General features: G+C 67.0%; 23 protein-coding genes. 16 read left to right on the forward strand and 7 right to left on the reverse strand.

Annotated elements, in window-relative coordinates; all coding sequences use genetic code 11:
• Positions 1-4 precede the first annotated feature (4 nt).
• Positions 5-2,020, forward strand: a complete 2,016-nt coding sequence (locus tag IPG05_01090; GenBank protein MBK6493695.1) for a M20/M25/M40 family metallo-hydrolase — start codon at positions 5-7, stop codon at positions 2,018-2,020.
• Between the two features lie 150 nt (positions 2,021-2,170).
• On the opposite strand, the gene IPG05_01095 is transcribed toward IPG05_01090, so the two are convergent.
• Positions 2,171-3,181: a radical SAM protein gene (locus IPG05_01095; protein ID MBK6493696.1), complete on the reverse strand. Its 1,011-nt coding sequence runs from the start codon at positions 3,179-3,181 to the stop codon at positions 2,171-2,173.
• 552 nt (positions 3,182-3,733) lie between these two features.
• On the opposite strand from IPG05_01095, the gene IPG05_01100 reads away from it, so the two are divergent.
• The 4 genes from IPG05_01100 (at position 3,734) to IPG05_01115 (ending at position 8,089) form a co-directional block, all read left to right on the forward strand.
• The gene (locus IPG05_01100) at positions 3,734-5,113 is read left to right on the forward strand and encodes a ribulose-bisphosphate carboxylase (GenBank protein MBK6493697.1); all 1,380 of its coding nucleotides are present in this window, start codon (positions 3,734-3,736) and stop codon (positions 5,111-5,113) included.
• A 3-nt stretch (positions 5,114-5,116) separates the two neighbouring features.
• Positions 5,117-6,172 carry a fructose-1,6-bisphosphatase gene (locus tag IPG05_01105; protein ID MBK6493698.1) on the forward strand — a complete coding sequence of 352 codons (1,056 nt, stop codon included), beginning with the start codon at positions 5,117-5,119 and terminating at the stop codon, positions 6,170-6,172.
• A 6-nt stretch (positions 6,173-6,178) separates the two neighbouring features.
• A complete protein-coding gene (locus IPG05_01110; GenBank protein MBK6493699.1) occupies positions 6,179-7,057 on the forward strand; it encodes a phosphoribulokinase in 879 nt (292 codons plus the stop codon).
• A 159-nt stretch (positions 7,058-7,216) separates the two neighbouring features.
• Positions 7,217-8,089: an NAD(P)-dependent oxidoreductase gene (locus IPG05_01115; protein MBK6493700.1), complete on the forward strand. Its 873-nt coding sequence runs from the start codon at positions 7,217-7,219 to the stop codon at positions 8,087-8,089.
• Here IPG05_01115 and IPG05_01120 read toward each other — a convergent pair.
• Positions 8,061-8,357: a MoaD/ThiS family protein gene (locus tag IPG05_01120; protein MBK6493701.1), complete on the reverse strand. Its 297-nt coding sequence runs from the start codon at positions 8,355-8,357 to the stop codon at positions 8,061-8,063. The genes IPG05_01115 and IPG05_01120 overlap by 29 nt on opposite strands.
• Positions 8,354-9,469, reverse strand: coding sequence for an exo-alpha-sialidase (locus tag IPG05_01125; GenBank protein ID MBK6493702.1), 1,116 nt, complete (start codon positions 9,467-9,469; stop codon positions 8,354-8,356). The genes IPG05_01120 and IPG05_01125 overlap by 4 nt, the downstream gene beginning before the upstream one ends.
• A 249-nt stretch (positions 9,470-9,718) precedes the next feature.
• On the opposite strand from IPG05_01125, the gene IPG05_01130 reads away from it, so the two are divergent.
• Positions 9,719-11,854, forward strand: coding sequence for a PBP1A family penicillin-binding protein (locus IPG05_01130; protein MBK6493703.1), 2,136 nt, complete (start codon positions 9,719-9,721; stop codon positions 11,852-11,854).
• Between the two features lie 22 nt (positions 11,855-11,876).
• Here IPG05_01130 and IPG05_01135 read toward each other — a convergent pair whose 3' ends face one another.
• The gene (locus IPG05_01135) at positions 11,877-13,748 is read right to left on the reverse strand and encodes a Xaa-Pro dipeptidyl-peptidase (GenBank protein MBK6493704.1); all 1,872 of its coding nucleotides are present in this window, start codon (positions 13,746-13,748) and stop codon (positions 11,877-11,879) included.
• Positions 13,749-13,860: 112 nt separating this feature from the next.
• Between IPG05_01135 and IPG05_01140 the strand changes: the two genes are divergently transcribed.
• Both IPG05_01140 and IPG05_01145 read left to right on the forward strand, forming a co-directional pair.
• A complete protein-coding gene (locus tag IPG05_01140; protein ID MBK6493705.1) occupies positions 13,861-14,091 on the forward strand; it encodes a hypothetical protein in 231 nt (76 codons plus the stop codon).
• Positions 14,091-14,993 (forward strand): hypothetical protein, encoded by a 903-nt coding sequence (locus IPG05_01145; GenBank protein MBK6493706.1) that lies wholly within the window; start codon positions 14,091-14,093, stop codon positions 14,991-14,993. Before IPG05_01140 ends, IPG05_01145 begins: the two co-directional genes overlap by 1 nt.
• Here IPG05_01145 and IPG05_01150 read toward each other — a convergent pair.
• The gene (locus tag IPG05_01150; GenBank protein ID MBK6493707.1) at positions 14,990-16,624 is read right to left on the reverse strand and encodes a DEAD/DEAH box helicase; all 1,635 of its coding nucleotides are present in this window, start codon (positions 16,622-16,624) and stop codon (positions 14,990-14,992) included. The genes IPG05_01145 and IPG05_01150 overlap by 4 nt on opposite strands.
• Positions 16,625-16,724: 100 nt before the next feature.
• On the opposite strand from IPG05_01150, the gene IPG05_01155 reads away from it, so the two are divergent.
• Together IPG05_01155 and IPG05_01160 are read left to right on the forward strand one after the other, a co-directional pair.
• Positions 16,725-17,852: a beta-lactamase family protein gene (locus IPG05_01155; protein ID MBK6493708.1), complete on the forward strand. Its 1,128-nt coding sequence runs from the start codon at positions 16,725-16,727 to the stop codon at positions 17,850-17,852.
• Positions 17,853-17,974: 122 nt separating this feature from the next.
• Positions 17,975-18,364: an FKBP-type peptidyl-prolyl cis-trans isomerase gene (locus tag IPG05_01160; protein ID MBK6493709.1), complete on the forward strand. Its 390-nt coding sequence runs from the start codon at positions 17,975-17,977 to the stop codon at positions 18,362-18,364.
• A 21-nt stretch (positions 18,365-18,385) separates the two neighbouring features.
• On the opposite strand, the gene IPG05_01165 is transcribed toward IPG05_01160, so the two are convergent.
• Entirely contained in the window at positions 18,386-18,865 is a 480-nt protein-coding gene (locus tag IPG05_01165) for a GreA/GreB family elongation factor (GenBank protein ID MBK6493710.1), read from the reverse strand.
• Positions 18,866-19,004: 139 nt separating this feature from the next.
• On the opposite strand from IPG05_01165, the gene IPG05_01170 reads away from it, so the two are divergent.
• The 6 genes from IPG05_01170 (at position 19,005) to IPG05_01195 (ending at position 25,179) form a co-directional block, all read left to right on the forward strand.
• Positions 19,005-19,673: a D-alanyl-D-alanine carboxypeptidase family protein gene (locus tag IPG05_01170; protein MBK6493711.1), complete on the forward strand. Its 669-nt coding sequence runs from the start codon at positions 19,005-19,007 to the stop codon at positions 19,671-19,673.
• 109 nt (positions 19,674-19,782) lie between these two features.
• Positions 19,783-20,946 carry a cytochrome c oxidase subunit II gene (gene coxB / locus IPG05_01175; GenBank protein ID MBK6493712.1) on the forward strand — a complete coding sequence of 388 codons (1,164 nt, stop codon included), beginning with the start codon at positions 19,783-19,785 and terminating at the stop codon, positions 20,944-20,946.
• A gap of 12 nt (positions 20,947-20,958) precedes the next feature.
• Positions 20,959-22,812, forward strand: coding sequence for a cytochrome c oxidase subunit I (gene ctaD / locus IPG05_01180; protein ID MBK6493713.1), 1,854 nt, complete (start codon positions 20,959-20,961; stop codon positions 22,810-22,812).
• Between the two features lie 13 nt (positions 22,813-22,825).
• Positions 22,826-23,449, forward strand: a complete 624-nt coding sequence (locus IPG05_01185; protein MBK6493714.1) for a cytochrome c oxidase subunit 3 — start codon at positions 22,826-22,828, stop codon at positions 23,447-23,449.
• Between the two features lie 3 nt (positions 23,450-23,452).
• Positions 23,453-23,827 carry a cytochrome C oxidase subunit IV family protein gene (locus IPG05_01190; protein ID MBK6493715.1) on the forward strand — a complete coding sequence of 125 codons (375 nt, stop codon included), beginning with the start codon at positions 23,453-23,455 and terminating at the stop codon, positions 23,825-23,827.
• Between the two features lie 305 nt (positions 23,828-24,132).
• A complete protein-coding gene (locus tag IPG05_01195; protein MBK6493716.1) occupies positions 24,133-25,179 on the forward strand; it encodes a PEP-CTERM sorting domain-containing protein in 1,047 nt (348 codons plus the stop codon).
• Positions 25,180-25,264: 85 nt separating this feature from the next.
• On the opposite strand, the gene IPG05_01200 is transcribed toward IPG05_01195, so the two are convergent.
• Positions 25,265-25,867, reverse strand: coding sequence for a YkgJ family cysteine cluster protein (locus tag IPG05_01200; GenBank protein MBK6493717.1), 603 nt, complete (start codon positions 25,865-25,867; stop codon positions 25,265-25,267).
• Between the last annotated feature and the right edge of the window lie 2 nt (positions 25,868-25,869).

The following is a 25,869-nucleotide window of genomic DNA, read 5'->3' on the forward strand; positions in this document are numbered from 1 at the left end:
TCGCGTGTCCATTACACGTTGGTCGGCGCCTTCGTTGGCGCTCCTGCTCGTTCCCGCTGCGCTTTCCGCGCAAGCCAAAGTCAACCAGTATGGCTACCCTGAGAAGCACGCTCCGCAGCCGACGGCTGCGGCGATCTCGGTCGCCGACCTGATGACCCGCCTCTACATCTTCGCCGACGACTCGATGATGGGTCGCCAGGTCGGACGCCCGGGCAACATGCAGGGCACCAACTACATCGCGGGCGAGCTGCAGCGTCTCGGCATCAAGGCCGCGGGCGAGAACGGCAGCTACTTCCAGGTGCTGCCCTACATGCAGCGGAAGTTCACCGCGCAGTCGGCGATGACGGTCGGCGGCCAGATGCTGCGCTTCGGCGTCGACTTCGCCCCGGTCCCGGGGGCGCGCGCGCCGAAGGCGATCGACAACGCGGCGGTGATCTACGGCGGCGTCGCCGGCGACACCACGCAGCAGATCAGCGCGGCACAGGCGGCCGGCAAGGTGGTCGTCCTGGCAGCGGCGCGTCCACTCGCGGCGTCGCCGATTGGCGGCGGCCCCGGTGGTGGTGGCGCCGGCGGGCGCGGTGGCTTCGGCGGCGGTGCGGCGGGCGGGAACGCGCGCTTCGCTGGTGCCGTGGCGGTGATCACGGCCGACCTCGATCCGCTCTCCCCGGCTGCGCGCGCCATGATCAACGAGCCCCCCGCCGCGTATTCGGCGGCTGATGCCAAGACCACCGTCGTGGCGGGCGATGTGATCGTCAACACCAAGGGCCAGCTCGGCGTGGTGCGTGGCGACAAGGTGATCGGCGGCACGCTGCCGGCCGGGATGACCCCGGCGACGATCCGCGCCTGGAATGACTCGGTTGCGCGCGCGGACTCGATCGCACGTGCCGGTCGCGCGGGCGCCGGTGGGGCGGCGGGTGGCCGTGGCGCGGCGGGTGGCCGTGGTGGTGCGGGTGGTGCGCCGGCTGCCAGCACGGAAGCTCCGGCCGCCAACATTCGCGTCACGATCGCCACCGCCGAGAAGTTGCTCGGTGGCAAGGTGCTCGCGGGCCTGCCGCTCGGCAGCGCCGGCGCGACCGTGTCGGCCAAGCTCGACTTCTCCGAGAAGTGGACCGACTACGGCCGCAATGTCGTCGCCATCGTCCCGGGCTCCGACCCGAAGCTCAAGAACCAGTATGTCGTGATCGGCGCGCACAACGACCATGTCGGCTATCGCCAGGGTGGCGTGGACCATGACTCGTTGCGTGTCGCGGCCCAGATCCGTCTGCGCGCCTCGATGGCGAGCGGCGACCTGCTGCCGTTGACGCCTGATCAGGCGTCGTCGCTTCCGAAGGTCAACGTCGATTCGCTCCGGAAGGTTCGCCCGGCGCGCCCCGACTCGATCAACAACGGCGCCGATGACGACGGCTCGGGCTCGATGGCCCTGCTCGAGATCGCCGAGAATATCCAGGCGATGAAGGTGAAGCCGAAGCGGTCGATGGTCTTCGTCTGGCACGCCGCGGAAGAAGCGGGGATGTTCGGCTCGCGCGCGTTCTCGTCGAATCCGACGGTGCCGGTCGACTCGATTGCCGCGCACATCAACATCGACATGATCGGTCGCGGTCGGGCCGAAGACGTGATCGGTGGTGGCGATGCCTACACCGGCATCCTCGGGGCCTACCGCCTCTCGAAGGAGTTCGGTGACCTGGTCTACAGCACCAACAAGACCAGCACCAGCAAGCTGACCCTCGACGACCGCTTCGACGACCCGACCCTCGGCACGCTGGTCAACGGCGTCACCAAGTGGCCCGGGTACAACAACCTCTACGGCCGCAGCGACCATGCGCGCTACGCCGAGAAGTGCATCCCGATCGTCTTCTTCTTCACGGGCCTGCACGGCGACTACCACCAGGTCACCGATGAACCGCAGTACATCGACTATCCGCACTATTCGCGGATTGCCAACCTGATCCGCGATGTCGCGGTGGCGGCGGGCAATGTGAGCAAGCGGCCGTCGTTGGATGGGATCTGCGTACGGAGATAGTGGATGATGGATGATGGATGATGGATGATCGATGATCGATGATGGAAACGTGAGAGGTGAAACGTGCCCCGAGGTGGGGAACCGTTTCACCTTTCACGTTTCTACTGGTCACTGGTCACTGGTCACTGGTTACCCCTCACCCCTCACCCCTCACCCCTCAAACAGCGCGAGCTGTCCCGCTCCGGGGCTTGGCGTCCGCAACTCCTCCTCGCGCCGCATTCCTTCGCGCGGGTCGAATCCGAGCCGGTCCATCAGCGTGCGCAAGCGGTCGTCGAGTGCATCGGCATACGCCTTGGTGACACCGCGGCGGTCGCCATAGTGCTCGCGATAGCGGCGTGCCAGGAGGGGCCGGTGCTGCAGCAACCAGGGAAAGAGCGTGTGGCGGGTGGCGGGCCCGAGCCGCAGGGGGCCACCACCCGCCCACCGCGCACCGGCGTGGCGGGCGGCCGCGAGCAGGGTCTCGAGCGTGACGGTGTCGTCGGTGAGTCCCGGCAGGATGGGCGCGATCAGCAACCCGACCGGCACGCCAGCCTCGGCAAGCCGTTGCATGGCGGCAAGCCGCGCCTTCGGGGTGGGTGTCCGCGGTTCGAGTTGCCGGAGCAGCGCGGCGTCGAGGGCGGCCAGCGAGATGTGCACCGAGACCCGGTGCTGCGTGGCCAGCTCGGCGAGGAGGGTCGCATCGCGCGCCACCAGCGCCGACTTGGTGATGATGGCGAGATGCAGGCCGCGGTGTTCGGTGAAGACTTCCAGCAGCGCGCGCGTCAGCTTGAAGCGGCGCTCGGCAGGCTGGTAGGGATCGGTCGCGGAGCCAATCACGATCGGGAGGCTGTCGACTCGTGCGGGGTCGAGGTCGCGCCGGAGCAATGCGGCGGCGTCCTCCTTGACCAGGATCCGTCGCTCAAAGGCCTGCGCCGAGGGGAGCATGGCGGCCTCACGCGCGGTCGGCAGTGGTGGGCGCTGGTTCGCGGCGCGGTCGATGGTCCAGCGGTGCGTCTCGCGGGCGTAGCAGTAGGCACAGCCGAACTCACAGCCGACATAGGGGTTCAATGACCAGAACCGCATCCCGGTGGCGGCAGGGGGATTGAGGATGCCGCGCGCGTCGAGCGAGAGGAAGCGGGTGGAGGGACCGCGAGTGCCGAGAGGGGTGAAGTGAGTGGGCATGGGGAGAAGTCGTAAGTCGTAGGTCGTAGGTCGTAAGTCGGCAGTTTCTTGGCGTGATGGACGCACCCCGCCGAGCGTGACCTACGACTTACGACCTACGACCTACGACCCCAATTCAGACGCACCGACTCCAGCCGCAGGCCACGCAGGTCTGACACCGGGCGCTTCGGGCGATCGGTCCCTGACATTCTGGGCAGCGGGCTGGAAGCGTCGAGTCGGCCCGCGTCGTCTCGGCGGCGGGGAGCGGCTGGAAGGTGGTGGGCGCGAGGGCGCCTCGAGCGACGGTGGCGAGGGGAACGGCGGAATTCATGGCGACCTCAGCTTCGGCGTTTATTCGGCTTGGTGTACCGAATATACGCCGAAGAGAGAATTCGTCAAATGGGGAGCTAATATGTCGGTTTAAAGGCGCGAATGGGGAGCTTTTAATTCCCAGTTCTCATCATCAATCATCCAACCGTACATTGGAAAACGACCTGTCTCCAACCGACCCACCCTCTCGCGATGCTCGGGGGGCGAGGTCTGGTGTTTCCATCTTCTCGTTGAGGTGTCCGGATGGACCAGTCCAGTCGATATGCCGATCTCAGCCTTCGCGAGGCCGACCTTGTCGCCGGCGGGCAGCACATCCTCGTGGCGTACAAGATGAAGCCGAAGGCAGGGCACCCCTATCTCGCCGCGGCCGCCCACTTTGCCGCGGAGTCGTCGACCGGCACCAACGTCGACGTGGCCACCACCGATGACTTCACCCGCGGCGTCGACGCGCTGGTGTACTACATCGATGAAGCGACCGAGGAGATGCGGATCGCCTATCCGCTGGCGCTCTTCGACCGCAACATCACCGACGGCCGGATGATGCTGGTCTCGTTCCTGACCCTGGCGATCGGCAACAACCAGGGGATGGGCGACATCGAGTACGGCAAGATTTACGACTTCTACGTGCCCGAACGCGCGATCCAGCTCTTCGACGGTCCCTCGAAGGACATCTCCGACCTCTGGCGCATTCTCGGGCGGCCGATCAAGGACGGCGGCTTCATCGTCGGCACGATCATCAAGCCGAAACTCGGCCTCCGGCCGCAGCCGTTCGCGACAGCGGCCTACGAGTTCTGGCTCGGTGGCGACTTCATCAAGAACGACGAGCCGCAGGGGAACCAGGTCTTCTCGCCGATCCGGCAGACGATCCCGCTGGTGGCCGACGCGATGCGCCGGGCGATGGACGAGACCGGTCAGCCGAAGATCTTCTCCGCCAACATCACCGCCGACGATCACTACGAGATGTGCGCGCGGGCCGACTTCATTCTTGAGACCTTCGGGCCCGACGCCGACAAGGTGGCCTTCCTGGTCGACGGGTTCGTCGGCGGCCCCGGGATGATCACCACGGCTCGTCGCCAGTATCCGAATCAGTATCTGCATTACCACCGCGCCGGACATGGCATGGTGACCTCGCCGCAGTCGAAGCGCGGGTACGACTCCTACGTCCTGGCCAAGATGAGCCGGCTTCAGGGGGCGTCGGGCGTGCACGTCGGCACGATGTCCTTCGGCAAGATGGAAGGCACCGCGGACGATCGGGACATCGCCTACATCATCGAGCGCGACGAATTTCAGGGGCCGGCCTATCACCAGCGCTGGTACGGCATGAAGCCCACGACGCCGATCATCTCAGGCGGCATGAACGCGGTGCGCATGGCCGGCTTCTTCGAGAACCTCGGCCACGGCAACGTGATCACGACGGCGGGTGGCGGCTCATACGGACACATCGACTCGCCGGCGGCCGGGGCACGCTCGATGCGCCAGGCGTATGACGCCTGGAAGGCAGGCGTCTCGCTGCTCGAGTACGCCAAGTCGCATCACGAACTCGCCCGCGCCTTCGCGTCGTTCCCCGGCGACGCCGACCGGCTCTTTCCGACCTGGCGCCAGACGCTCGGCGTGGGGCGCTGAGCCGTGCCGACCGGCGGCAAGTCGACGCTCACCAAGTTCCTCATCGAGGCACGCCGTCGCGTGCCCGGCGCCACCGGTGAGCTGAATGCCCTGATTACCGACGTCTCGCTGGCCTGCAAGGCCATCGCCAAGAAGGTGGCGTACGGTTCGTTGGGGGAGTTGCTCGCCACGCCGGCACCAAGCGGCGCCCCGCTGCAGACCGCCTGCCACGAACTCTTCGTCCGGGCCACGAACTGGGGCGGCCAGTCCGCAGGGATCGTGAGCGGCGCGGAGGACGGTGTGTACCTCCTCCCCACCGGCACCCCGCGCGGGAAGTACCTGCTGCTGTTCAATCCGCTTGAAGGGGCAGCGAACGCGCGGGTCAACGTGCCGGTCGGATCCATCTTCTCGATTCTGCGCGCGCCGCGACCGAAGGAGGATCCGGTCGCGGAGGACTTCCTGCAGCCGGGCGAACGCCAGGTCTGTTCGGGGTATGCGATTTACGGCCCGGCCACGATGCTGGTGCTGACGCTCGGCCATGGCACGCACGGCTTCACGCTTGACCCGCAGCTTGGGGAGTGGGTGCTGTCGCACCCCGAGATCACGATCCCGGACGTGACCAGCGACTTCGCGATCGATCCGGGGCAGAGTCGGCACTGGGGTGTCCCGGTCAAGCGCTATGTCGATGAGTGCCTCGCCGGCCACGCCGGCCCACGTGGCGCAGACTTTCGGGTGCGCTGGATCGCCTCGCTCGTCACCGAGGCGCACCGGATCCTGATGCGCGGCGGTGTCTTCCTCTCGCCCGGGGGGAATGGTGATTCCACCACGGCAACCTCACCACGACTGCTCGACGAGGCCAATCCGATTGCGTACCTGATTGAGCAGGCGGGTGGGTGCGCCAATACCGGCCATGGCCGGGTGGCCGATGTGGTGCCCGCCGCCTTGCGGCAGACGACGCCGCTCTATTGCGGGTCGCGCCTCGAGGTCGAGCGCATCGCCCGCTACCACGCTGTTCCCGCGGGGGACTCGTACAACTCGTCGCTCTTCGCCCACCGCGGCCTCTTCTCCTCTCCAGGCTGAGATTCCATGTCTGCCAGGCACCCGATCATCGCCATCACCGGCAGCAGCGGCGCCGGCACCACCTCCGTCACGCGCACCTTCGAGAACATCTTCCGGCGTGAGAAGGTGCACGCCGCGGTCGTCGAAGGCGACGCGTTCCATCGCTATGACCGCATCGAGATGAAGGCGAAGATGGCCGAGGCGGAGGCGCAGGGGATCCGCCACTTCTCGCACTTCGGCGAGGAGGCCAACCTCTTTGCCGAACTCGAGCGGCTCTTTCACGATTATGCCAACACGGGAACGGGAACCGCGCGGAAGTACCTGCACTCACCGGAGGAGGCCGCGCCGTATCAGCAGGCACCGGGCACCTTCACCGCCTGGGAGCCGCTGCCGGAGAGCGAGCTGCTCTTCTACGAGGGGCTGCATGGGGCGGTGGTCACGCCGACCGTCAATATCGCCCGCCACGCCGACCTGCTGATCGGGGTCGTGCCGGTCGTCAATCTCGAGTGGATCCAGAAGATTCACCGCGACAAGAACACCCGCGGCTACTCGACCGAGGCCGTGACCGACGTGATCTTGCGCCGGATGCATGACTACGTGCACTACATCGTGCCCCAGTTCACCCATACGCACATCAACTTCCAGCGCGTGCCGGTGGTGGATACCTCGAATCCGTTCATCGCCCGGACGATCCCGACGGCAGACGAGTCGCTGGTGGTGATCCGGTTCGCGAACCCGCGGGGCATCGACTTCCCCTACCTCCTCAGCATGCTGCACGATTCCTTCATGTCGCGCGCCAACACGCTGGTGGTGCCGGGCGGCAAGATGGAGCTGGCAATGCAATTGATCTTCACCCCGATGGTGATGCGGTTTGTGGAGCGGCGGCGGACGTTGCAGGGAGGGTGAACGGCGAAGGGTGACCTGTGACCGGTGACCAGTGACCAGTGACCCGTGAGACGTAAGAGGTGAAACGTGCCCGTGTGTACGGTTCACGTCTTACGTCTCACGTCTCACGTCTTACGACCTACGACCTACGACCTACGACTCACGACTCAGGACGCTCCCATGCCCCCAATCGCGTACCTCGGCACCGGTCTCCTCGGCAGTGGCTTCGTCGAGGCGGCCTTGGCGCGTGGCGACCAGGTGACCGTCTGGAACCGGACCGTGGCAAAGGCCGAGGCGCTGGTGGCCTTCGGCGCGGTGGTCGCAGCGACGCCCGCCGAGGCAGTGCGTGGTGTCGAGCGGGTGCATCTCGTGTTGCCGGATGATGCGGTGGTCGAGTCCGTAATCGCCGCCTTGCGGCCCGGCCTTTCACCAACGGCCATCATCATCGACCACTCGACGACACTCCCGGTCAAGACGGCCGAGCGCTCGGGGCGGCTGAACGCGGAGGGGGTGCACTACCTCCACTGTCCGGTCTTCATCGGACCGGCCGCGGCGCGGCAAGGCACCGGCACCATCATGGTGTCGGGGCCGCAGGCGCTCTACGAGACGGTGGCCCCGGCGCTCGCTGTGCAGGCGACGAAGGTGGATTACTTCGGTGAACGGCCCGACCTCGCGGCGGTCTACAAGCTCTGCGGCAATGCCCTCATCCTCGGGATCACCGCGTTGATGGCCGACACCTACACGGTGGCGCGCGGTGGTGACGTGGCGCCGACCGATGTGCTCGCGAAGCTGCAGGAGTATTTCAACGCCGCCAACATCGTGGCGGGCCGGGGCAAGTCGATGGCCGAGGCGAAATACGCACCGGGCTTCGAGTTGACGATGGCGCGGAAGGACATGCAGCTGATGCTGGAGACGGCAGGCGACGCGCCGCTCACCTCGTTGCCGGGGATCGCGGCGCGCATGGATGTCCTGATTGCCCAGGGATACGGGCACGAAGATCTCGCGGCACTTGGCCGCGACGCGATCATCCCCCGGACATCGCCCCCACGATGAGGAAGGGCTCGCTTCCCGACGCGACGGCGTCGGGGAGCGGGGTGTCGGGGAGCTCGTTCGAGAGGTCCCGTTCGCAGGCATGGAAGCGGATGAACGGCCGGCGACGCTGCGTCGCATGGTCGCGCATCGTGCCGCGCAACATCGGATAGCGCGCCTCCACGGCGTCGAGCACCCGGCGCTGCGTGACGGGCGCCTCGATCGGAAAGGCGAGCTCTCCGTCGATGCGCGCCAGCGCCAGCAGCGGGGCGGGAAGAATCACGCGAATCATGGCAGCGTCTGCACCTCGACCGAGAGCACGGCCGGGAGGTCACGCACGATCGCCTCCCAGCTGTCGCCACCGTTGGTCGAGGCATAGACCTGGCCACCGGTGGTGCCGAAGTACACTCCGCAATCGTCCAGCGTGTCCACCGCCATCGCATCGCGGAGGACGTTGACGTAGCAATCCTGCTGCGGCAGCCCCTTGGTGAGCGCTTCCCATTCGTTGCCACCGGTGCGGCTGCGATAGACGCGGAGCTTACCTTCGAGCGGGTAGTGCTCGCCATCGCTCTTGATCGGGACGACGTAGATCGTCTCGGGCTCGTGGGCGTGCACGTCGATCGGGAAGCCGAAGTCGGTGGGGAGGTTGCCGCTGATCTTGTGCCAGTTCTCGCCGGCGTCATCGCTGCGCATCACATCCCAGTGCTTCTGCATGAAGAGCGTGTCGGGGCGCGACGGGTGCAGGGCGATCCGGTGTACGCAGTGGCCGACTTCGGCCGTTGGATCGGGGATGTACTTCGAACTCAATCCGCGATTGATCGGCTTCCAGGTCGTCCCGCCGTCGTCGGTCCGAAAGGCGCCTGCCGCGGAGATCGCCACGAAGATCCGCTTGGGGTCGGTCGGGTGGATCAGGATCGTGTGCAGCCCCATCCCGCCGGCGCCCGGAGCCCACTGCTCTCCCGAGCCGCAGCCACGCAGCCCCGCCAACTCATGCCACGTCGTGCCGCCATCGGTCGAGCGGAACATCGCGGCATCCTCGGCCCCGGCATAGACGGTGTCGGCCTCGGTGAGCGACGGCTCGAGGTGCCAGATCCGCTTGAACTCCCACGGATGCGGCGTGCCGTCGTACCACTGGTGCGTCCCCGTCACCCCGGCGTAGGCGAACTCATTGCCCACCGGATTCCACGTCACGCCGCCGTCGTCCGACCGCTGAATCAGTTGACCGAACCAGCCACTGCTCTGCGAGGCGTAGATGCGGTCGGGATTCAGCGGTGACCCCTTCAAGTGGTAGAGCTCCCAACCCGGGAAGTGCGGTTGCGAGACCTCCCAGCGCTTGCGCGCGCCATCGGAGTTGAGGATGAAGGCACCCTTCTTGGTGCCGACCAGCACGCGCACGCGGCTCATGGGGAGTTGTCCGGGAGGGGGGGTCAGCCGCGGCCGTCAGGCCGCGGCGGTGAACGGTGGTGAACGGTGAACGGTTTCGTAATGGGTGAAACGTGAGACGTGATTCGGGAATCTGGAAGGGGTGCCGGGGTCACGTCTCCCGTCTGACGTCTCACGTCTCACGCCTGTCCTACGTTTCAAATGTTTCAACCCGAAACTTCCAGCCTATCGCTCGCGTCGGGCCATTGTCGTTTTCCCCCGAGTCCTCAAATGACCAGGCAGGAGTTCGTCCAGCGGCTCCGTGATCGCGCCCTCGCCCTTCGTCCGTACCTCACGGTCCGACGAATCGGGGCGACGGTGGCGGTCGGCATGGCGGTTGGCACCCTCTTTCTCGGCACCGAGGCGATGGTGCGAGCGCGTCTCGGCCGCCCGGAGAGTCGGTTGCCGACGGCGCTCTACTCCCGTCCAGTCCCGTGGGGCGTCGAGGAGGCGTCGGAGTCCTCGCCGTCGCCGATCGCGCCGCTGGAAGGCACCGCCCTCGAGGCCCGGCTTCCGGTGCGTCTTGCCTCGGTCCCCCCGGCACTGGTCCAGGCGGTGCTCGCCGTCGAGGATCAGCGCTTCTACGATCACGACGGGGTCGACCTGCGGCGCATCGGTGGCGCCTTCCTCGCCAACGTGAAGGCGGGCGGGATCGCGCAGGGCGGCAGCACCATCACCCAGCAGCTGGCCAAGAATCTCTTCCTCTCGGCCAATCGCACCCCTGGGCGCAAGCTGCGCGAGCTGGCGTTCGCGACCGTGCTGGAGTTCCGCTACGACAAGGCGACCATCCTCGAGGCGTACCTCAACGAGATCTACCTCGGGCAGGATGGCAGCCGGGCGATCCATGGCGTCGGCGCCGCGGCGCGCGCCTACTTCGGCAAGGACGTTCGGAAGCTCTCGCTCGCGGAATCGGCGCTGCTGGCCGGGATGATCCACGCCCCGAATCGCCATACGCCGACGCGGCACGCCGACGCGGCGCGCGATCGGCGCAATCTCGTGCTCGGATTGATGGCGGAGCAGGGACGCATCTCGGAGGCTGCCAAGGAGCGGGCACAGGGGAGCCGCATCATCACCCGGCCATCCTCGGTGAGCCAGATGGTCGATGGTCGCTACTTCCGCGACGCGGCGATCGCCTCGTTGCCGACGTCGCTGCCGCCACGTGGCGGGGCGGTCTACACCACCCTCGACGCCCGACTGCAACAGGCGGCGCAACGGGCCGTGCGGCGCGGCGTGTCGCGGCTCCCGCTGCCCGGGGTCGAGGCGGCGCTGGTGGCGATCGATCCGCGGAGCGGTGAAGTGCTCGCACTGGTCGGCGGCCGAGACTACGCGTTGTCGCAGTACAATCGGGCCACGGACGCGCGCCGCCAGCCAGGGAGCGCCTTCAAGCCGATCGTGGCGCTGGCCGCCCTGGGGCGGCGCGGCGACGACGCGCCGGCCTTCACCCTCGCCTCGCTCGTCGACGACACTCCGCTCTCGCTGAAGACGCCGCGCGGCATGTGGCAGCCCAGCAACTACGACGGCGACTTTCGCGGCCCGGTGACGGTGCGCACGGCGATGGAGCAGTCACTGAATGTCCCGTTCGTGCGCATCGGGCTGGAAGTGGGACCGGCGAAGATTGCCGCGACGGCGAAGCAACTCGGCATCACCTCGCCAATGCCGTTGGTGCCGAGTCTCGCGCTCGGCAGTGCGGAGGTGTCACTGCTGGAATTGGTTCGTGCGTATGGCGTCCTTGCCAACAGCGGTTCGCTGGCCGCGACGCGGATGGTGCTGAGTACGACGAAGCGTGGCGATGCACCGCCGTCGGCGAATGCCGCGTCCGTGACGAACGTGGCCGATCCGGCCACGGCATGGCTGGTGACGTCCGCATTGCAGGGCGTGGTGGATCACGGGACCGGCGCGGGTTTGCAGGAGCGGATCAACACCAGCGGGCTCGCCGGCAAGACCGGCACCTCGAGCGATTGGAAGGACGCCTGGTTTGTCGCCTACGCGCCGAATCTCGTCGTCGGCGTCTGGGTCGGCTACGACGACGGTCGGTCGCTGCACACGACCGGCGCTGGCGCCGCGCTGCCGATTGCGGGCGACTTTCTCGAGGCGGCCTTCTCGGAGAGCGACCCCGACGAGTTCGAGCGGCCGGAGGGAATCACTGAAGGGCATGCAGGCGCGGCCCCCGGCGAATGGAGCGACGGCTGCGGCACCACCGAGTATTTCCTCGAAGGGACGGAGCCGAGCGAGCACGACTGCCTCTACATCGACGTCCCGGAGATGCCGGGGCTGGACGAGGTGCGCGGCGCCTTGCAACGCCGCGCCGAACGGTTGCTCGGAGCGTTGATCGCACGGGGCTTCGAGCAGCGGCGCGGTCGGCGGTGAACGCGGCCGCGCTGCGGTCGGTCTATTTCGCCTTGAAGGCCCGTTCCAGTGCCTTCTTGCCGCCGACCACCGGAATCGTCACGCTGGTGTGATCGAGGTCGACGGTGAGCTCGGTGCCCGCCGCCGGCCAGAGCGTGAAGTCGCGGTCGCTAGACATGATCATCACCGCGATCCGCTTGCCGGCCGGGATGATCTGGTCGTCCGGTTCGAGGTCGAAGGTCAGGTCGACGAACTGACCGGGCACCGGCGGAGTGCCGCGGTCGAGCGAGTGATAGTCGCCGCCCGTCGTCAACTGCTTCCAATTCTGCGGATCGGCCCAGCCGCGCGTGATCAGGGACGTGAGAGCGTTCGGCGCCTCCGTCCACGGCAACGACACCATCCACACCGAGAGATTGCCGGCGGGCTTGTTCAGCGCCATCCGAATGCGCACCTGCGTCGTCCCCGAGAGGTGCACCGCTTCGCTCAGGATCGGCGTGGCATAGATCAACCGATTGGGCGAATCTGCCGCCTTGGCCAACACCCCACCACTGAACTCCACGTTGTCGACCAGCGTCTCGCGGCCTTGCCCGCCGCCGGGCTGCAGGGCGAGCGTGCCGGCCGTCTTGCCGCCCCGCCCGAGCCCCAGCGTCACCGCCTTGGCGTCGGGATTCGGGAAGTCGCGGTACGGTGTCGGCGCCTGCATCGACGCGCCTTCGCGCACGATGAACGCCTTCGGGTCGCGCTCCACGCCGTTCTCGATGCCGAAGAGATAGCGCGTGAACCAGCGGTTCATCAGCACCATCGGCGGTTCGCCGCCGTGGCCGCCCTGATGGTAGTACTGCTGCACCGGCACCTTGTTCTGCTTGAGCACCTCGACGATGCGCTGGCTGTGCTCCGGCACGACGTTCCAGTCGTTGAAGGCGTGCGCCATCAGCGTCGCCGCGCGGATCTTGCCGGCCTTGGTCCGCAGGTCGCGATTGGCCCAGAAGGCGTTGTAGTCGCCCGTGGTGCGATCACGGCCGGTGGCCATCATGCCGTCACGGTAGGTGGCGTTGCAGTACGCGCGCGTCGCCGGGTTGCCGCTGTTGACGAAGTCGTAGAGGAAGTCGATGTCCTCGCCGAGCCAGCCGCCGGGATGGCGCACCAGGCCGTGCGAGCGGTAGTAGTGCCAATAGGAGGTGTTCGGCGCAACCGGGATGATCGCCTCGAGTCCCTCGACACCGGTCGTCGCCGCCGCCACGGGGATGGTGCCGTTGTACGACGTGCCGGTCATCCCGACCTTGCCGGTGGTCCAGGTGGCGCGGACCTCCTCGGTGCCGGTTGGCGTGGTGTAGCCCTTGGCGCGGCCGTTGAGCCAATCGATCACCGCCTTCGGTGCCAGTTCCTCAGGCGGCCCGCCGACGGTGACGCACCCTTGCGAGAGGCCGGTCCCCGGCGCCTCGGAGTGGACCACCGCGAAGCCGCGTGGGACCCACGTGCGCACGAACGACGGCGAGATCATCGCCTTGCTCGGCACGTACTCGATCTGGGGCTGCGAGGTCCGCCTCGGCGGCGTCGCACCGACTTCCTGCTTCACGTCCCAGAGAAACTGCCGCGCTCCCGACGTGCGCGAGTAGTAGGGCGACGACTCGTAGATCACCGGGACCTTGAGCCCTTCCGTCTCGGTCTGCCGCTGGCGCGTCACGTCGACGAACATCCGGTCGCGCTTGCCGTCGCCGTCCGAGTCGAACTCGGTCTCGACCCAGAGGGTCTGGCGAATCCACTGCGTGGTGTCAGCAAAGCCGGGGACAATCTGCGCCTGCCCCCCGATGAAGACCGGGACGGTCTTTGCCTGCTGGGCAGGGAGGCTTGATGCGAGGGCGAGCGTCGCGGCGAGGAGCGCGGCGGCGCGGCAGCGTGCGGGGCGAGGGGACATGGGCGTCACCGGGCGAAACGTGGGCCGAACGGGATTCTTACGGCGAGAGGTCCGACGGAGATAAGATAGGGGAGATTTTGCTGATGTCACCCGGAGCCTGGGAGGGTCGCTGATGCTGCAGTTGTTGATCTGGGCCGGTCTCAGCGGGCTGATCACCGTGGGCGTCGGCGCGGCCATCGTCGTGGTGAACCGCCGTCGCGAGCGCGAGGCGCTGGAACTCGCGATCCTGGAGGATGTGGCCGATCGGGTGGATGCGCTCGATGGCGTCGAGGATCGGCTGGCGCGCCTGAGCGATCGGCTGGATGCGGCCGAGCAGACGATGTTGCCCCCACCGGAGCGCTGATGCCTCGCCCTCGCACTGCCATGCTCGCCGCGTTGCTCCTGGTGACCGCCTGCAGCGACACCGGCACCAGTGCCACCTACCAGGTCGCCGACAGCTACGAATCGGTGCAGGTCGGCCCGGTGCGCCGCTGGTATCGGCTGCACATCCCCGACCATCCGGCGAAGGGGCCGAAGGCGCCGCTGATCCTCGCCTTCCACGGCTACGGCCAGACCGCCGAGGCGTTGGAGCGGGTCACCGGCCTCAGCACCGCCGCCGATGCGGCCGGCGCGATCGTGGTGTACCCGGAGTCCTACTACAGCAGCTGGGACGTGACCGGCGAGGCCGAGGAGCTCTTTCAGGTGCGCGATCTCGACTACGTCCGCGCCGTCATTGCGCAGGTGACGGCCGATCACGTCGTCGATCGAACCAAGATCGTCGCGGTCGGCATGTCGAACGGCGCGATGTTCGTGCAGCGACTCGCCTGCGAGGCCTCCGACGCAATCGTCGGCTTCGTCGCCGTGGCGGGGATGTTGCTCCGCCCCATGGCCGCGACCTGCGATCCGCCGAGTCGCGTGTCGGCGATGTACATCCTCGGTGGCGACGACGCGGACTTCCCTTCGGCCGGAAACGCGGCGCTGCTGTCGCTCGACAGCGGACTGGCGTTCTGGGCAGGGCGGAATGGGTGCGGCGGCGTGCAGACGTCCGTCCTCCCGGACACCGCCCAGGACAGCACGCGCGCCACGCGGCGCAGCTACTCGGGCTGCGACGCGGGCACGTCGGTGTCACGGGTGTTGATCAGCGGGGCGGGCCATTCATGGCCGGGGCAGAGCAGCCCGCCGAATCCGGATGGGTGGGGGCGCACGTCGCGCAACTTCAATGCGACGCGCGCCGTGCTCGACTTCGCGAAGAGCGTGCGTCGCTAGCGTCCGCCGGCCAGGTCGCGGCGCACCGTCAGCTTCTTCCCCTTGATGGTGCTGGCGCGGAGCGCGGCAATCACGTCGATGATGCGCTCCTCCGGCACCTCCACCAGCGAGAAGCGATCGGTGATTTCGATCGCACCGATCTCGGCAGCCGGCATCTTCGCCTCGTTCACGATCGCGCCGACCAGGTCGGCGGGGCGCAGGTTCTGCTTCCGTCCGGCGCCGATGTAGATCCGCGACATCCCGGCCGCCTTCGCGCGCTTCTCGCGCGGCATCCCCTTCGGCGCCGGCGGCGGCGTGAGGTCCATCGCCTGGTCTTCCTTCGACCCCGCGCCGGGTCCGCGCTCGTGCGCCAGTTGGATCGCCGCCATCGCGATCTCCATCAGGTCGTGATTTTCGCTCAGGCTCTCCACCACCACGCGATACGGCTCGCTCTCGCCGGCAACGATCGCCTCGCTGATCGAGGTGGCCGTCAGCCCGATCCGCTTCGCCTGCACATCGAGGAAGGTCGGCAGCTGCGCCATCGTGACGCGCTGCCGCGTCGATGCTTCGATGTTGCGGAGGAGACGATGCTCGCGCGGCTCGACCAGCGTGATCGCCACGCCCTCGCGACCGGCGCGACCGGTCCGGCCGATCCGGTGCACGTACGCCGCCGGCGACTCGGGGACATTGAAGTTGACGACGTGCGAGAGCTGGTCGATGTCGAGGCCGCGTGCGGCGACGTCGGTCGCGACGAGCAGGTCCACCGCGCCGCTGCGCGTCCGCTTCATCACGCGGTCGCGCGCTTCCTGCGTCATGCCGCCGTGCAGCGCCTCGGCGCGGTAGCCGTGGCCGCCGAGCGTTTCGTGCAGCGAGTCGACCTCGGTGCGCGTGCGGCAGAACACCAGCGCGAGCGTCGGCGCCTCGAGGTCGAGGATGCGCCCCAGCGCGGCGATCTTCTGCGGCCGTGCCACCAGGTACGCGGTCTGCCGGACCTTCGGAGCTTCACCGGCCAACGGCTCGGTGCGGGCGACGTTCACCCGCAGCGGATTGTTGAGATGGCGCTCGGCGATCTTTGCGATGCGCGGCGGCAGCGTGGCCGAGAAGAGTGCGGTCTGCCGCACCGAGGGTGCGGCGTCGAGGATCGCCTCGAGTTCGTCGGCGAAACCCATGTCGAGCATCTCGTCCGCTTCGTCGAGCACCACGGCCGTCAACCCGCCCAGGTCGAGGGTGCCGCGACGGATATGGTCGAGTGCGCGGCCAGGCGTCGCAGCGACGACGTGCACGCCGCGGCGGAGGATGCGGATCTGCTGGTCGAAGGCTTGACCGCCATAGATCGGCACCACCGACGTACCGAGCGCCTTGCCGTAGCGGTGGAACGCTTCGGCGACCTGCATGGCCAGCTCGCGCGTCGGCACCAGCACCAGCAGCGCCGGACGGTTGGCGACCGGCGGGGTGCTGGCGAGCCGCTGCAGCAGCGGGAGGGCGAAGGCGGCGGTCTTGCCGGTGCCCGTCGCCGCCTGGCCGAGGAGGTCGCGGCCCTCAAGCAGGGCGGGGATCGATTCTGCCTGAATCGGCGTCGGCTCTTCGTAGCCGAGGGTGGTCAGTGCCTCGACCAGCGAAGCGGAGAGGCCGAGGTCCTTGAAAGTCGTCATCGCCAAAGATAGTCCCCGGGACCGTGGGCGCCGTGGGTGGACCTGCGCCGGCCGATCCGGCATTCTTCGGCGTCTGTCATCCCGCCTCGTGGAGTCCCGTATGACGCGATCCATCCGACTGGCAGTGCTGGTTGTGCTCCTGGCGCAGCCACTCACCGCCCAGACCCTGCCGAAGCCGGCCGCCGTGCGCCGGATTGCCGATTCGCTGGCGGCGGCGTTCGTGACGTCGGGCGGGGCGCCGAGCGTCGCCGTCGCGATGGTGCGCGGCACCGATACCCTCGCCTTCGGGGCCTGGGGGAAGGCCGATCTGGAGAACAGCGTCGCGGCGACGACACGATCGGTCTACCGGATTGGTTCGGTCACCAAGCAATTCACCGCCGCGGCCGTGATGCAGCTGGTGGAACAGGGGAGGATCGCCGTCGATGACTCGATCGGGGCGCAGCTGCCGACGCTCCCGGCGGCGTGGCGCGGCGTCACGATTCGACAGCTTCTCAACCACACGTCCGGCATCCCGTCCTACACCGATCTCGGGCAGCCGTGGTTCCGGCGCTTCGCGGAGGAGATGACTCCCGACACGCTGGTGGCGCTCACGGCGGCCAAGCCGCTCGACTTTGCGCCGGGCACCAAGTGGAAATACAACAACACCGGCTACGTCGTCCTCGGGATGCTGATCGAGAAGCTCACCGGGCATGCATGGGCCGCAGACATGCGTGAGCGCTTCGCCGTGCCGTACGGGCTCGACGACACGCAGGCCTGCCTCACCGCGCCGGTCATCTTCCGCCGTGTGCATGGCTACGAGCGCGAGAAGACCGCGTGGATCAACACCGTCTTCCTGCACATGTCGCAGCCATACGCGGCCGGCTCGATGTGCTCGACGATCGGCGACCTGACCAAGTGGAATGCGGCATTGCATGGTGGCAAGGTCGTGTCGGCGGCGTCGTATGAGATGATGACGACACCGAGCGGCGCCGCCGCGACCGGTGCGCTCCCCTACGGCTTCGGGCTGGGCCGAGCGATGATGGGGGAACGGGTGGTGATCACGCACGGGGGCGGCATTCCGGGCTTCATCACCTCCAATGCCTGGATCCCGTCGCTGCAGCTCTCGATCACGGTGCTCACGAATTCCGGGTCGGCGAAGCCGGACGACTTGATGCGCATGCTGGCCCGCGCCGCCGTGGGGGCGCCGTTGGTGATGACGCCGCCCGCGCCGGCCCCGAAGAAGCCATGAGGCGGTGGTGCCTGCTGGCGCTGGTCTGTCCCGTTGCGGCTGTCGGGGCGCAGGGTGCAGCGCCGGCGCTGGCCCCCGAGATGCGCCTGCCGCCTCGCATCGAGGCGCGACTGCCGTTGCGGATGGCGGGTGCCGGCTTGCCGGAAGAATTGGCGCCGATCCTCGGCGTGCGCGAGGACTCGCTGCGACGCACGCCGCGCGGGGTGTTCTATGACGAAGTGGTGGTCGGGGGTGGCGAGGAAGTGCGTCGGGGCGACAGCGTGGCGGTCCACTTCGTCGGCTATCTGGCGAATGGGACACCCGTGACGCAGTCGCCGAAGGAGCCGTTCCGCTTTCGGTTGGGCACCGGGCGGGTGGTCGACGGTTGGGAGGACGGGCTGGTGGGAATGCGGGTCGGCGGGCGACGGATGCTGGTGATCCCTGCCGCCCTTGGCTATGGGGCCAAGGGGAGTGGGCCGATCCCGCCCAATGCGACGCTGGTGTTTGACGTGATGGTGGTGGAACGGAAGTGATCGCGCCAGGCCACGCCGGAGTTACTCCGGCGTGACCATCGCGTGAATCGTCACCAGTTCGAGGACGCGGAGCGACCGGCGCATGGTGGGCAGCTGCAGGGTCACTTCCTCGCCGACTTCACGGTCCTTGAGGGCCCGGCCGAGGGGTGAGGCCAGCGAGATATGCCCGGCGTCGATGTCCATCATCTCGGCGAGGACCAGGGTGTATTCCTCGATCTCACCGCTGCCGACGTCCTCGACCTTCACCTTGGAGCCAAGGCCGACCTTGTTCAGCGGGGCTTCGGTGTCGGCCAGCTGGGACAGCTGGTTGAGGCGCTGGTGGAGCTGGCCGAGCCGCGCCTGCACGAACTGCTGCCGTTCGAGAGCCGACTTGTACTCGGAGTTCTCGCGGAGATCGCCCATTTCGACGGCCGTGGCGATGGCCTGCGGCAGGGTCACGGCGAGCTCATGGCTCAGTTCCGTGATCTCCTTGCCGAGCTTCTCCCGCATTTCACGAATCATTCGGACGTCCGGGCAGCAGTAGAACAGGCGGCCCACCCAGCGCGGAGCGCCAGGTGGACCGGAAAGACATCCCGAAATGTAGCCCCCTCCTCACCAAAGGGTAAGAACGGAGGAGCGCTCCCACCGACCGAGGTCACTGATGCGTGTTGTGGCACTTTTGCTGGCGCTCGCGGCGTGCGCCCATGCGGCTCCTCAGGCCACCCAGCCCAATACGGCAGCCCAGGTGATCGCGGCCGACTCGGTGGCGCGGCGCCAGCTGGCGGCCGTCGCCCAGGTGGCCCCCAGCATCCGCCAGGAGGTGCGCTACGCGACCCGAAACAACTTCACCGGTGAAGTATTGCCGGGATATGGCGTCGCGGTGGTCCTGCTCCGGCGAGAGGCCGCCGAGGCGCTCGGCCGGGTGCAGGCCCGGCTCGCCGCGAAAGGGATGGGGCTCAAGATCTGGGACGGCTACCGACCGGTCCGGGCGACCTTGGCCATGGTGGCGTGGTGTGAACGGACCGGGCAGACGAAGCTGCTGGACGATGGTTACATCGCGAGACGTTCCCGGCACAATCAGGGGGTCGCCGTGGACCTGACCCTCGTGGAACTGGGCTCGGGGCGCGAATTCGATATGGGAACACCATTTGATGAGTTCTCTGCCCGATCGCACACCGCCAACGCGACGGGCGTGGTGGCGGCCAACCGGCAGTTGCTGGTGCAGGCGATGGCGGCCGAAGGATTCACGAATTACGTCGACGAATGGTGGCATTTCTCGTTCGCCGTGCCCGACGCGGTCCCCTACGACCTGCCACTGGAGCGGTGGTAGCGGTCGGAATTCCTTGATTCCGACCTACCCCGTAGGTATTCTGTCCCCGCTCAGAATGCCATCGTGCCCGTGTTCATTTGCTGGTTGGACCCGTAGCCAGGATGCACCCTTGATCCGACACCTGCGCATTTCGTCGCGGCGTCACCTCCCCCTGCTCCTCCTCGGCCTCGTCGCCGTCACCCTGACTGGGTGCCTCGACGCCAGCCAATATCCCCAGTCGACGCTGACGCCGAAGGGCGACTACGCGGAGATGGTGGACAAACTCTTCCGAACAACGCTCTGGCTTGCGACGCTGGTTTTCATCGTCGTCGAGGCGGGATTGCTGTGGGCGATCTTCAAGTTTCGCGGCAAGCCCGATGACGCCGAGCCGAAGCAGGTGCACGGCAGCACGACGGTGGAGATCATCTGGACGGTGATCCCGGCGCTGGTGCTGGCGGTGGTCGCCGTGCCGACGGTGCAGACGATCTTCGAGACGGCGAAGGTGCCGGCCGCTTCGCCGGACGGGCAGGCGCCGCTCCGGGTTGACGTGGTGGGCCACCAGTGGTGGTGGGAGTTCCGCTACCCGGAGCTCGGCATCACCACGGCCAACCAGCTGCATGTGCCGGTGGGGCGTACGGTGGATCTCCGGATGAAGACGGTGGACGTGCTGCACTCCTTCTGGATTCCGCAGTTCGCCGGCAAGCGCGACGTCTTCCCGAATCGCGAGACGCGGCTCTGGTTCACGGCGAAGGAGACGGGGGCATTCCCCGGCGCCTGCGCCGAGTTCTGCGGCATCCAACACGGCCGGATGGACTTCTACGTGATGGTCAACACGCCCGAGGAATTCGCCGGGTGGGTTGCCACGCGCCAGACCGACTCGTTGCTCGGGCCGACCGGGTTGCCGAAGCCGCCCGCTGCGCCGGTCGTCGACACGACCGCGAAGGCCGGCAAGGGTGACGTGGTGGTGGCTACCGCGCCGGCGATGCCGGTGGCGCCCGCCGCGATGGCGGATCCGAAGGTCGCCGAGGGCGAGAAGTACTTCGCCTCAAAGGGTTGCATCGGCTGTCACTCGCTCAATTCCGTCGGCGCGCCGAAGGGGATGATCGGCCCGAATCTGGGCGGGATCGGCGTCCGGAAGATGATCGCCGGCGGTTGGCTGCCGAACACTGACGAGAACTTGCATCGCTGGATCAAGACCCCGCAGCTGGTGAAGACCGGGGTGCTGATGCAGGTGCCCGAGATGACCGACGCCGAGGTGGACGCGCTCGTCGCGTACCTCCGCACCAAGCAGTAGGAGGAGACCATCATGGCCACATCCGTTCTCGAGCAGACCCACGTCGCCAAGCGCAGCACGCTGGTCGAGTGGCTCACGACCGTCGACCACAAGAAGATCGGCATCCTCTACGGGGCGTCGGCGTTCCTCTTCTTCCTGATCGGCGGTATCGAAGCGCTGATCATCCGCGCCCAGCTGGCCCGGCCGGACGCGACGCTCGTCTCGCCGGAGTTCTACAACCAGCTGTTCACGATGCACGGCACCACGATGATCTTCCTCGGGGTGATGCCGCTCAGCGCGATGTTCTTCAACTTCTTCATCCCGCTGCTGATCGGCGCGCGGGACGTCGCCTTCCCGCGCCTCAACGCGATGTCGCTCTGGGTCTTCATCCTGGGCGGCCTCTTCATGAACTTCTCGTTCCTGATGAACGCGGCGCCGAACGGCGGCTGGTTCGGCTACGCGCCACTCTCGTCCCGGCAGTACTCGCCGGGATTGAACATGGACTTCTGGGTCATCGGCCTGCAGATCCTCGGCATCGCCTCGCTGGCGGCCGGCGTGAACTTCTTCACGACCATCCTGAACATGCGCGCGCGCGGCATGACGCTGATGCGGATGCCGATGTTCGTGTGGACGACGCTGATCACCCAGATCCTGGTGCTGCTGTCGTTCCCGGTGATCACGGTGGCGCTGATCCTGTTGATGGTCGACCGCACCTTCGGCGCCTCGTTCTTCTCGGTGGGCGGCGGCGGCGACCCGATGCTCTGGCAGCACCTCTTCTGGGTGTTCGGCCATCCCGAGGTCTACATCCTGATCCTGCCGGCGTTCGGCATCATCTCCGAGATCCTGCCGGTCTTCTCGCGCAAGCCGCTCTTCGGCTACAGCGCGATGGTCTTCTCGAGCGCGTTCATCGCCTTCCTCGGCTTCGGGGTGTGGTCGCACCACATGTTCTCCACCGGGATGGGGCCGCTCGCGGACACCTTCTTCTCGCTGGCGACGATGCTGATCGCGATCCCGACCGGCGTGAAGATCTTCAACTGGATCGGCACGCTCTGGGGCGGCTCGCTCCAGTTCAAGACGCCGATGCTGTTCGCCCTCGGCTTCATCGCGATGTTCATCACCGGCGGGCTGTCCGGCGTGATGCACTCGGTGGCGCCGGCCGACTTGCAGCAGACCGACACCTACTTCGTCGTGGCCCACTTCCACTACGTGCTCTTCGGCGGCTCGATCTTCGCGCTGACGGCCGGGGCGTACTACTGGTGGCCGAAGATGTTCGGCACGATGCTGAACGAGACGATCGGCAAGTGGCATTTCTGGCTGATGCTGGCCGGCTTCAACCTGACGTTCTTCCCGATGCACTTCGCCGGGCTCCTGGGGATGCCGCGCCGGATCTACACCTACCCGGCCGGGCTCGGCTTCGAGCTCTTCAACATGATGGCGACCGTCGGCGCGTTCCTGCTGGCGTTCTCGATCCTGGTCTTCATGTACAACATGTGGGTCACCGTTCGCCGCAACGTGCCGGCGCCGGCCGATCCGTGGGGCGGCGCCACCCTCGAGTGGACCATCCCGTCGCCGCCGCAGGAATGGAACTTCACGGTGGAGCCGGTGGTCGCCGAGCGCGACCCCGTCTGGGCGATGAAGCGCGCGGCTGGCGTGCGGACCTTGCCGGAGCCGACCCTCGACAGCGGCAAGGGGATCCACCTGCCGGGGCCGTCGTGGTGGCCGCTGGTGGTGGCCGTCGGCATCCTGGTCTTCTTCATCGGCTTCATGGTCAAGCACAGCTACGCGTTCCCGTTCGGGCCGATCACGATCGTCGGCTTCCTGCTCACCGCCGTCGGCATCTTCAAGTGGGCGTACGAAGCCCCTGATGCCAACGCCCCCAAGCACTGAGGACGTGTCCACGATGAGCAGCGCGACGCTTGCCCACGACGAGACGCACGACGCCCATGAGGCGCACCACACGTCGTTTCCGATCGACAATCGGAAGCTGGCGATCTGGAGCTTCATCGGGTCGGAATGCCTCTTCTTCGCGACCCTGATCTCGACGTTCCTGATCTACAAGGACAACCACCCGAAGGGGCCGGGGCCGAAGGACATCTTCGAGGTGGGCCTGGTCACCGGCGGCACCGCGGTCCTCCTCTTCTCGTCGTTCTTCGTCGTGATGGCGCTGAACGGCGCGCAGGAAGGGAACCGGAAGAAGATGCTCGGCTGGCTGGCGGCCACGATCGGCTGCGGGCTCTTCTTCATGGGGATGCAGGTCTACGAGTTCTCGCACTTCTACCATCAGGGGCTGGGGTACACCACCAACCTCTTCGGCACCTCGTTCTACACGCTGACCGGCTTCCACGGCACCCACGTCGCGATCGGCACGTTGTGGCTGATCACGGTCTTCAAGGACGCGGTGAAGGGGAACCTCCCGCCGGCGAAGGCGCTCAACCTCGAGTTGGCCGCCCTCTACTGGCACTTCGTCGACGTCGTCTGGATCATCATCTTCCCGGTGGTCTACCTCATGAACATGCGGGGTTGAGCGATGGCTTCCCACGCCACTGCAGCCCATGACGGGCACACGCCGACCAGCTCGGCCAAGTACGTCCAGATCGCCGTGGTCCTGTTCGCCCTGACCGCGCTCGAGGTGCTGTTGTTCGAGGTCTCGGACGGGCACCTCAAGGAGTCGATGCCGGGGATCTCCGCGATGGTCTCGCCGCTCTTCGTCGAGATCCTCCTTGGCCTCTCGGCGCTGAAGTTCTGGTTCGTCGCGATGTTCTACATGCACCTGAAGCAGGACACCAAGGTGCTCCAGGTGGTCTTCGGCTTCTCGCTGGTGATCGCCGTCGTGGTGATCGGGGCGATGATCGTGCTCTTCGGCTACAACCGCGGCCTCTGGTGGTTCAATACGCCGTGGTAACGTGACGGCGAACGGCGAACGGCGAACGGCGAACGGTCGGCTCCTTGATGGGGCCGACCGTTCTTTTTGTGCTACAGTGTCGTGGAAATCCCACAACACATTGCACTGCGTTTTGAACTGTTGCATCGGCGATGCAAACCGTTGGAGCGAGTCCCCATCTTTGGGAGGATGTCGCCGAGGGCGAAAATTCTATCTTGTTCACTGGTAATAAGTTATGGCGTGATCATTTCTTGGCATCAGTCCTGCTTCCGTGGGCGGCACGAAGCACCATCCTCCCCCCCTCTGCTGCGGCAGGAGAATCCGACATGCGCTTGAACTCTTTGTATGCCCTCGCGGCCACCGCGGCGTTGGTTTCGCCGTTGTCGGCCCAGACGATCATCAAGGACAATTCGTCGCCGGTGTCCGTGACGTCCATCTCGGACTACACGACCGAGTTCGACAAGATCGGCGGGATGAAGGTGTCGTGGACGCTCAGCCCGAGCGGCGGGTCGTCGGCGATCTGGGGCGATATCTCCGCTGCGTCCGGCATCGGCGGCGCCTGGGGCATCTGGACCAACAACCTCAAGATCTGGGGCGACGCCTCCACCGATACCTTCGGCGACAACGTCTGGAACTTCTGGGGCAACGGCATCACCTCGGTGACGATGGAAGCGCTCCTCGGCAACGGCGTCTTCGACGTGCTGACCTGCAGCAACTCGCCGTGCAGCACCGAGAACAGCGCCTCGGGGAAGGAGTTCAACTGGAACGGCAGCGGACCGTCGTCGCGGGTGACCTTCTCGAATCCGATCGCGGTCTCCCCGAACGCGTACGTCGGCGATCTCTACGGCACGCTGAAGATCGAGTTCGGTTCGACCTCGAGCTGTCCCGCCGGCTACTCGTCATCGAACAACCAGTGCAAGATGCGGACTGGCTATTCGTGCAGCGTTGGCTATGGACTCTTCAACACCGATCAGTGCAAGGAGCTCATCCCGACGCAGTGCAACAGCTATGGGTACAACTACCATGCGGCGAGCGGCAAGTGCAAGCGACAGGGTCGTTCGGACCAGAATCCGACCTATGACATCACCTCTGCCACCAGTGTGTACGACTACCAGCCCAAGGGCCAGTACTGGATCCCGGCGACCTTCGGCGATGGCAAGTGCGACGGGAGCAAGAATCCCCTCGTCAACCAGTCGGGCAGCGGCGACAACACCAAGTGTCTCGAGCAGTTCTCGCAGGACATGGACAACCTCAGCATTGATCAGCCGGGCGGCCCGCAGGATGTCGTGCCGGAGCCGGCCACGATGACGCTCCTCGCCACCGGCCTGGTCGGCATGGCGGCGGCCCGTCGTCGGAAGCAGGCCGCGAAGTAACCCTTCGCCGTCGCTGGACAACAGAAGAGGCCGACTCCCGCAGGAGTCGGCCTCTTCTGTGCATGGCCCAGGTGCCGCGGCTGGACTACATCCGCCCCGCTACCCCTGCCACCGTCGTCGCGACCCACCCGGCCTCAGCGGCCGTGAGGTCGAACTCCTCGACCATCTCCTCGAAGCGGCGCAGGTCGAATGGCACGGGCGGCAGCGTGGCGTACACCGGAAAGTCGCCCTGGATCGGACAGACGTTCTCCAGCACTTCGTCGTCACGCGTCAGGATCGCAAGGCCCGTCATCCGGCAGGTCGCGGGGCGGTGCGCGTAGATGAGGCAGCCGCCCTCCGGCCCGAGCGCGGGACAGGGGAGGTTGCGGAGCGACTCACAGAGGGCATCGAACGACACCTCGTCCACTCCGTCGACGTCCCACGGCGGCCCCCACCCCTCGATCAGCTCGCGGTACCTCGACAGCTGCGCCGCGGCACGCTCCGCGACCTCTGCCTGAGTTTCGGGCGGCAGCGCCGCGAGCCCTTCCGCCACGAGCGCCGCATCGGCGGGCGAGATGTCGAAGGGCCCATGGCAGCAAGCGGTGCAGCCGCTGCGGCAGGGGACCACGCTGGGCCCTGCGGCGGCGACGCCGCGTGCAAACCATTGATCGAGGACGGGGAGGAGCGCGCGGTACTGGGACGGGATCATCG

The sequence above is a fragment of the Gemmatimonadota bacterium genome, assembly GCA_016704275.1.
Classification (GTDB): Bacteria; Gemmatimonadota; Gemmatimonadetes; order Gemmatimonadales; family GWC2-71-9; genus Palsa-1233.

Bases quoted from the DNA above. Each gene is read 5' to 3' on its own strand.
- IPG05_01095 (MBK6493696.1), bottom strand. From the start codon at position 3,181: ATGCCCACTCACTTCACCCCTCTCGGCACTCGCGGTCCCTCCACCCGC.
- IPG05_01100 (MBK6493697.1), top strand. From the start codon at position 3,734: ATGGACCAGTCCAGTCGATATGCCGATCTCAGCCTTCGCGAGGCCGAC.
- IPG05_01110 (MBK6493699.1), top strand. From the start codon at position 6,179: ATGTCTGCCAGGCACCCGATCATCGCCATCACCGGCAGCAGCGGCGCC.
- IPG05_01115 (MBK6493700.1), top strand. From the start codon at position 7,217: ATGCCCCCAATCGCGTACCTCGGCACCGGTCTCCTCGGCAGTGGCTTC.
- IPG05_01120 (MBK6493701.1), bottom strand. From the start codon at position 8,357: ATGATTCGCGTGATTCTTCCCGCCCCGCTGCTGGCGCTGGCGCGCATC.
- IPG05_01125 (MBK6493702.1), bottom strand. From the start codon at position 9,469: ATGAGCCGCGTGCGCGTGCTGGTCGGCACCAAGAAGGGTGCCTTCATC.
- IPG05_01130 (MBK6493703.1), top strand. From the start codon at position 9,719: ATGACCAGGCAGGAGTTCGTCCAGCGGCTCCGTGATCGCGCCCTCGCC.
- IPG05_01135 (MBK6493704.1), bottom strand. From the start codon at position 13,748: ATGTCCCCTCGCCCCGCACGCTGCCGCGCCGCCGCGCTCCTCGCCGCG.
- IPG05_01140 (MBK6493705.1), top strand. From the start codon at position 13,861: ATGCTGCAGTTGTTGATCTGGGCCGGTCTCAGCGGGCTGATCACCGTG.
- IPG05_01145 (MBK6493706.1), top strand. From the start codon at position 14,091: ATGCCTCGCCCTCGCACTGCCATGCTCGCCGCGTTGCTCCTGGTGACC.
- IPG05_01150 (MBK6493707.1), bottom strand. From the start codon at position 16,624: ATGACGACTTTCAAGGACCTCGGCCTCTCCGCTTCGCTGGTCGAGGCA.
- IPG05_01155 (MBK6493708.1), top strand. From the start codon at position 16,725: ATGACGCGATCCATCCGACTGGCAGTGCTGGTTGTGCTCCTGGCGCAG.
- IPG05_01160 (MBK6493709.1), top strand. From the start codon at position 17,975: ATGGCGGGTGCCGGCTTGCCGGAAGAATTGGCGCCGATCCTCGGCGTG.
- IPG05_01165 (MBK6493710.1), bottom strand. From the start codon at position 18,865: ATGATTCGTGAAATGCGGGAGAAGCTCGGCAAGGAGATCACGGAACTG.
- IPG05_01170 (MBK6493711.1), top strand. From the start codon at position 19,005: ATGCGTGTTGTGGCACTTTTGCTGGCGCTCGCGGCGTGCGCCCATGCG.
- ctaD (MBK6493713.1), top strand. From the start codon at position 20,959: ATGGCCACATCCGTTCTCGAGCAGACCCACGTCGCCAAGCGCAGCACG.
- IPG05_01185 (MBK6493714.1), top strand. From the start codon at position 22,826: ATGAGCAGCGCGACGCTTGCCCACGACGAGACGCACGACGCCCATGAG.
- IPG05_01190 (MBK6493715.1), top strand. From the start codon at position 23,453: ATGGCTTCCCACGCCACTGCAGCCCATGACGGGCACACGCCGACCAGC.
- IPG05_01195 (MBK6493716.1), top strand. From the start codon at position 24,133: ATGCGCTTGAACTCTTTGTATGCCCTCGCGGCCACCGCGGCGTTGGTT.
- IPG05_01200 (MBK6493717.1), bottom strand. From the start codon at position 25,867: ATGATCCCGTCCCAGTACCGCGCGCTCCTCCCCGTCCTCGATCAATGG.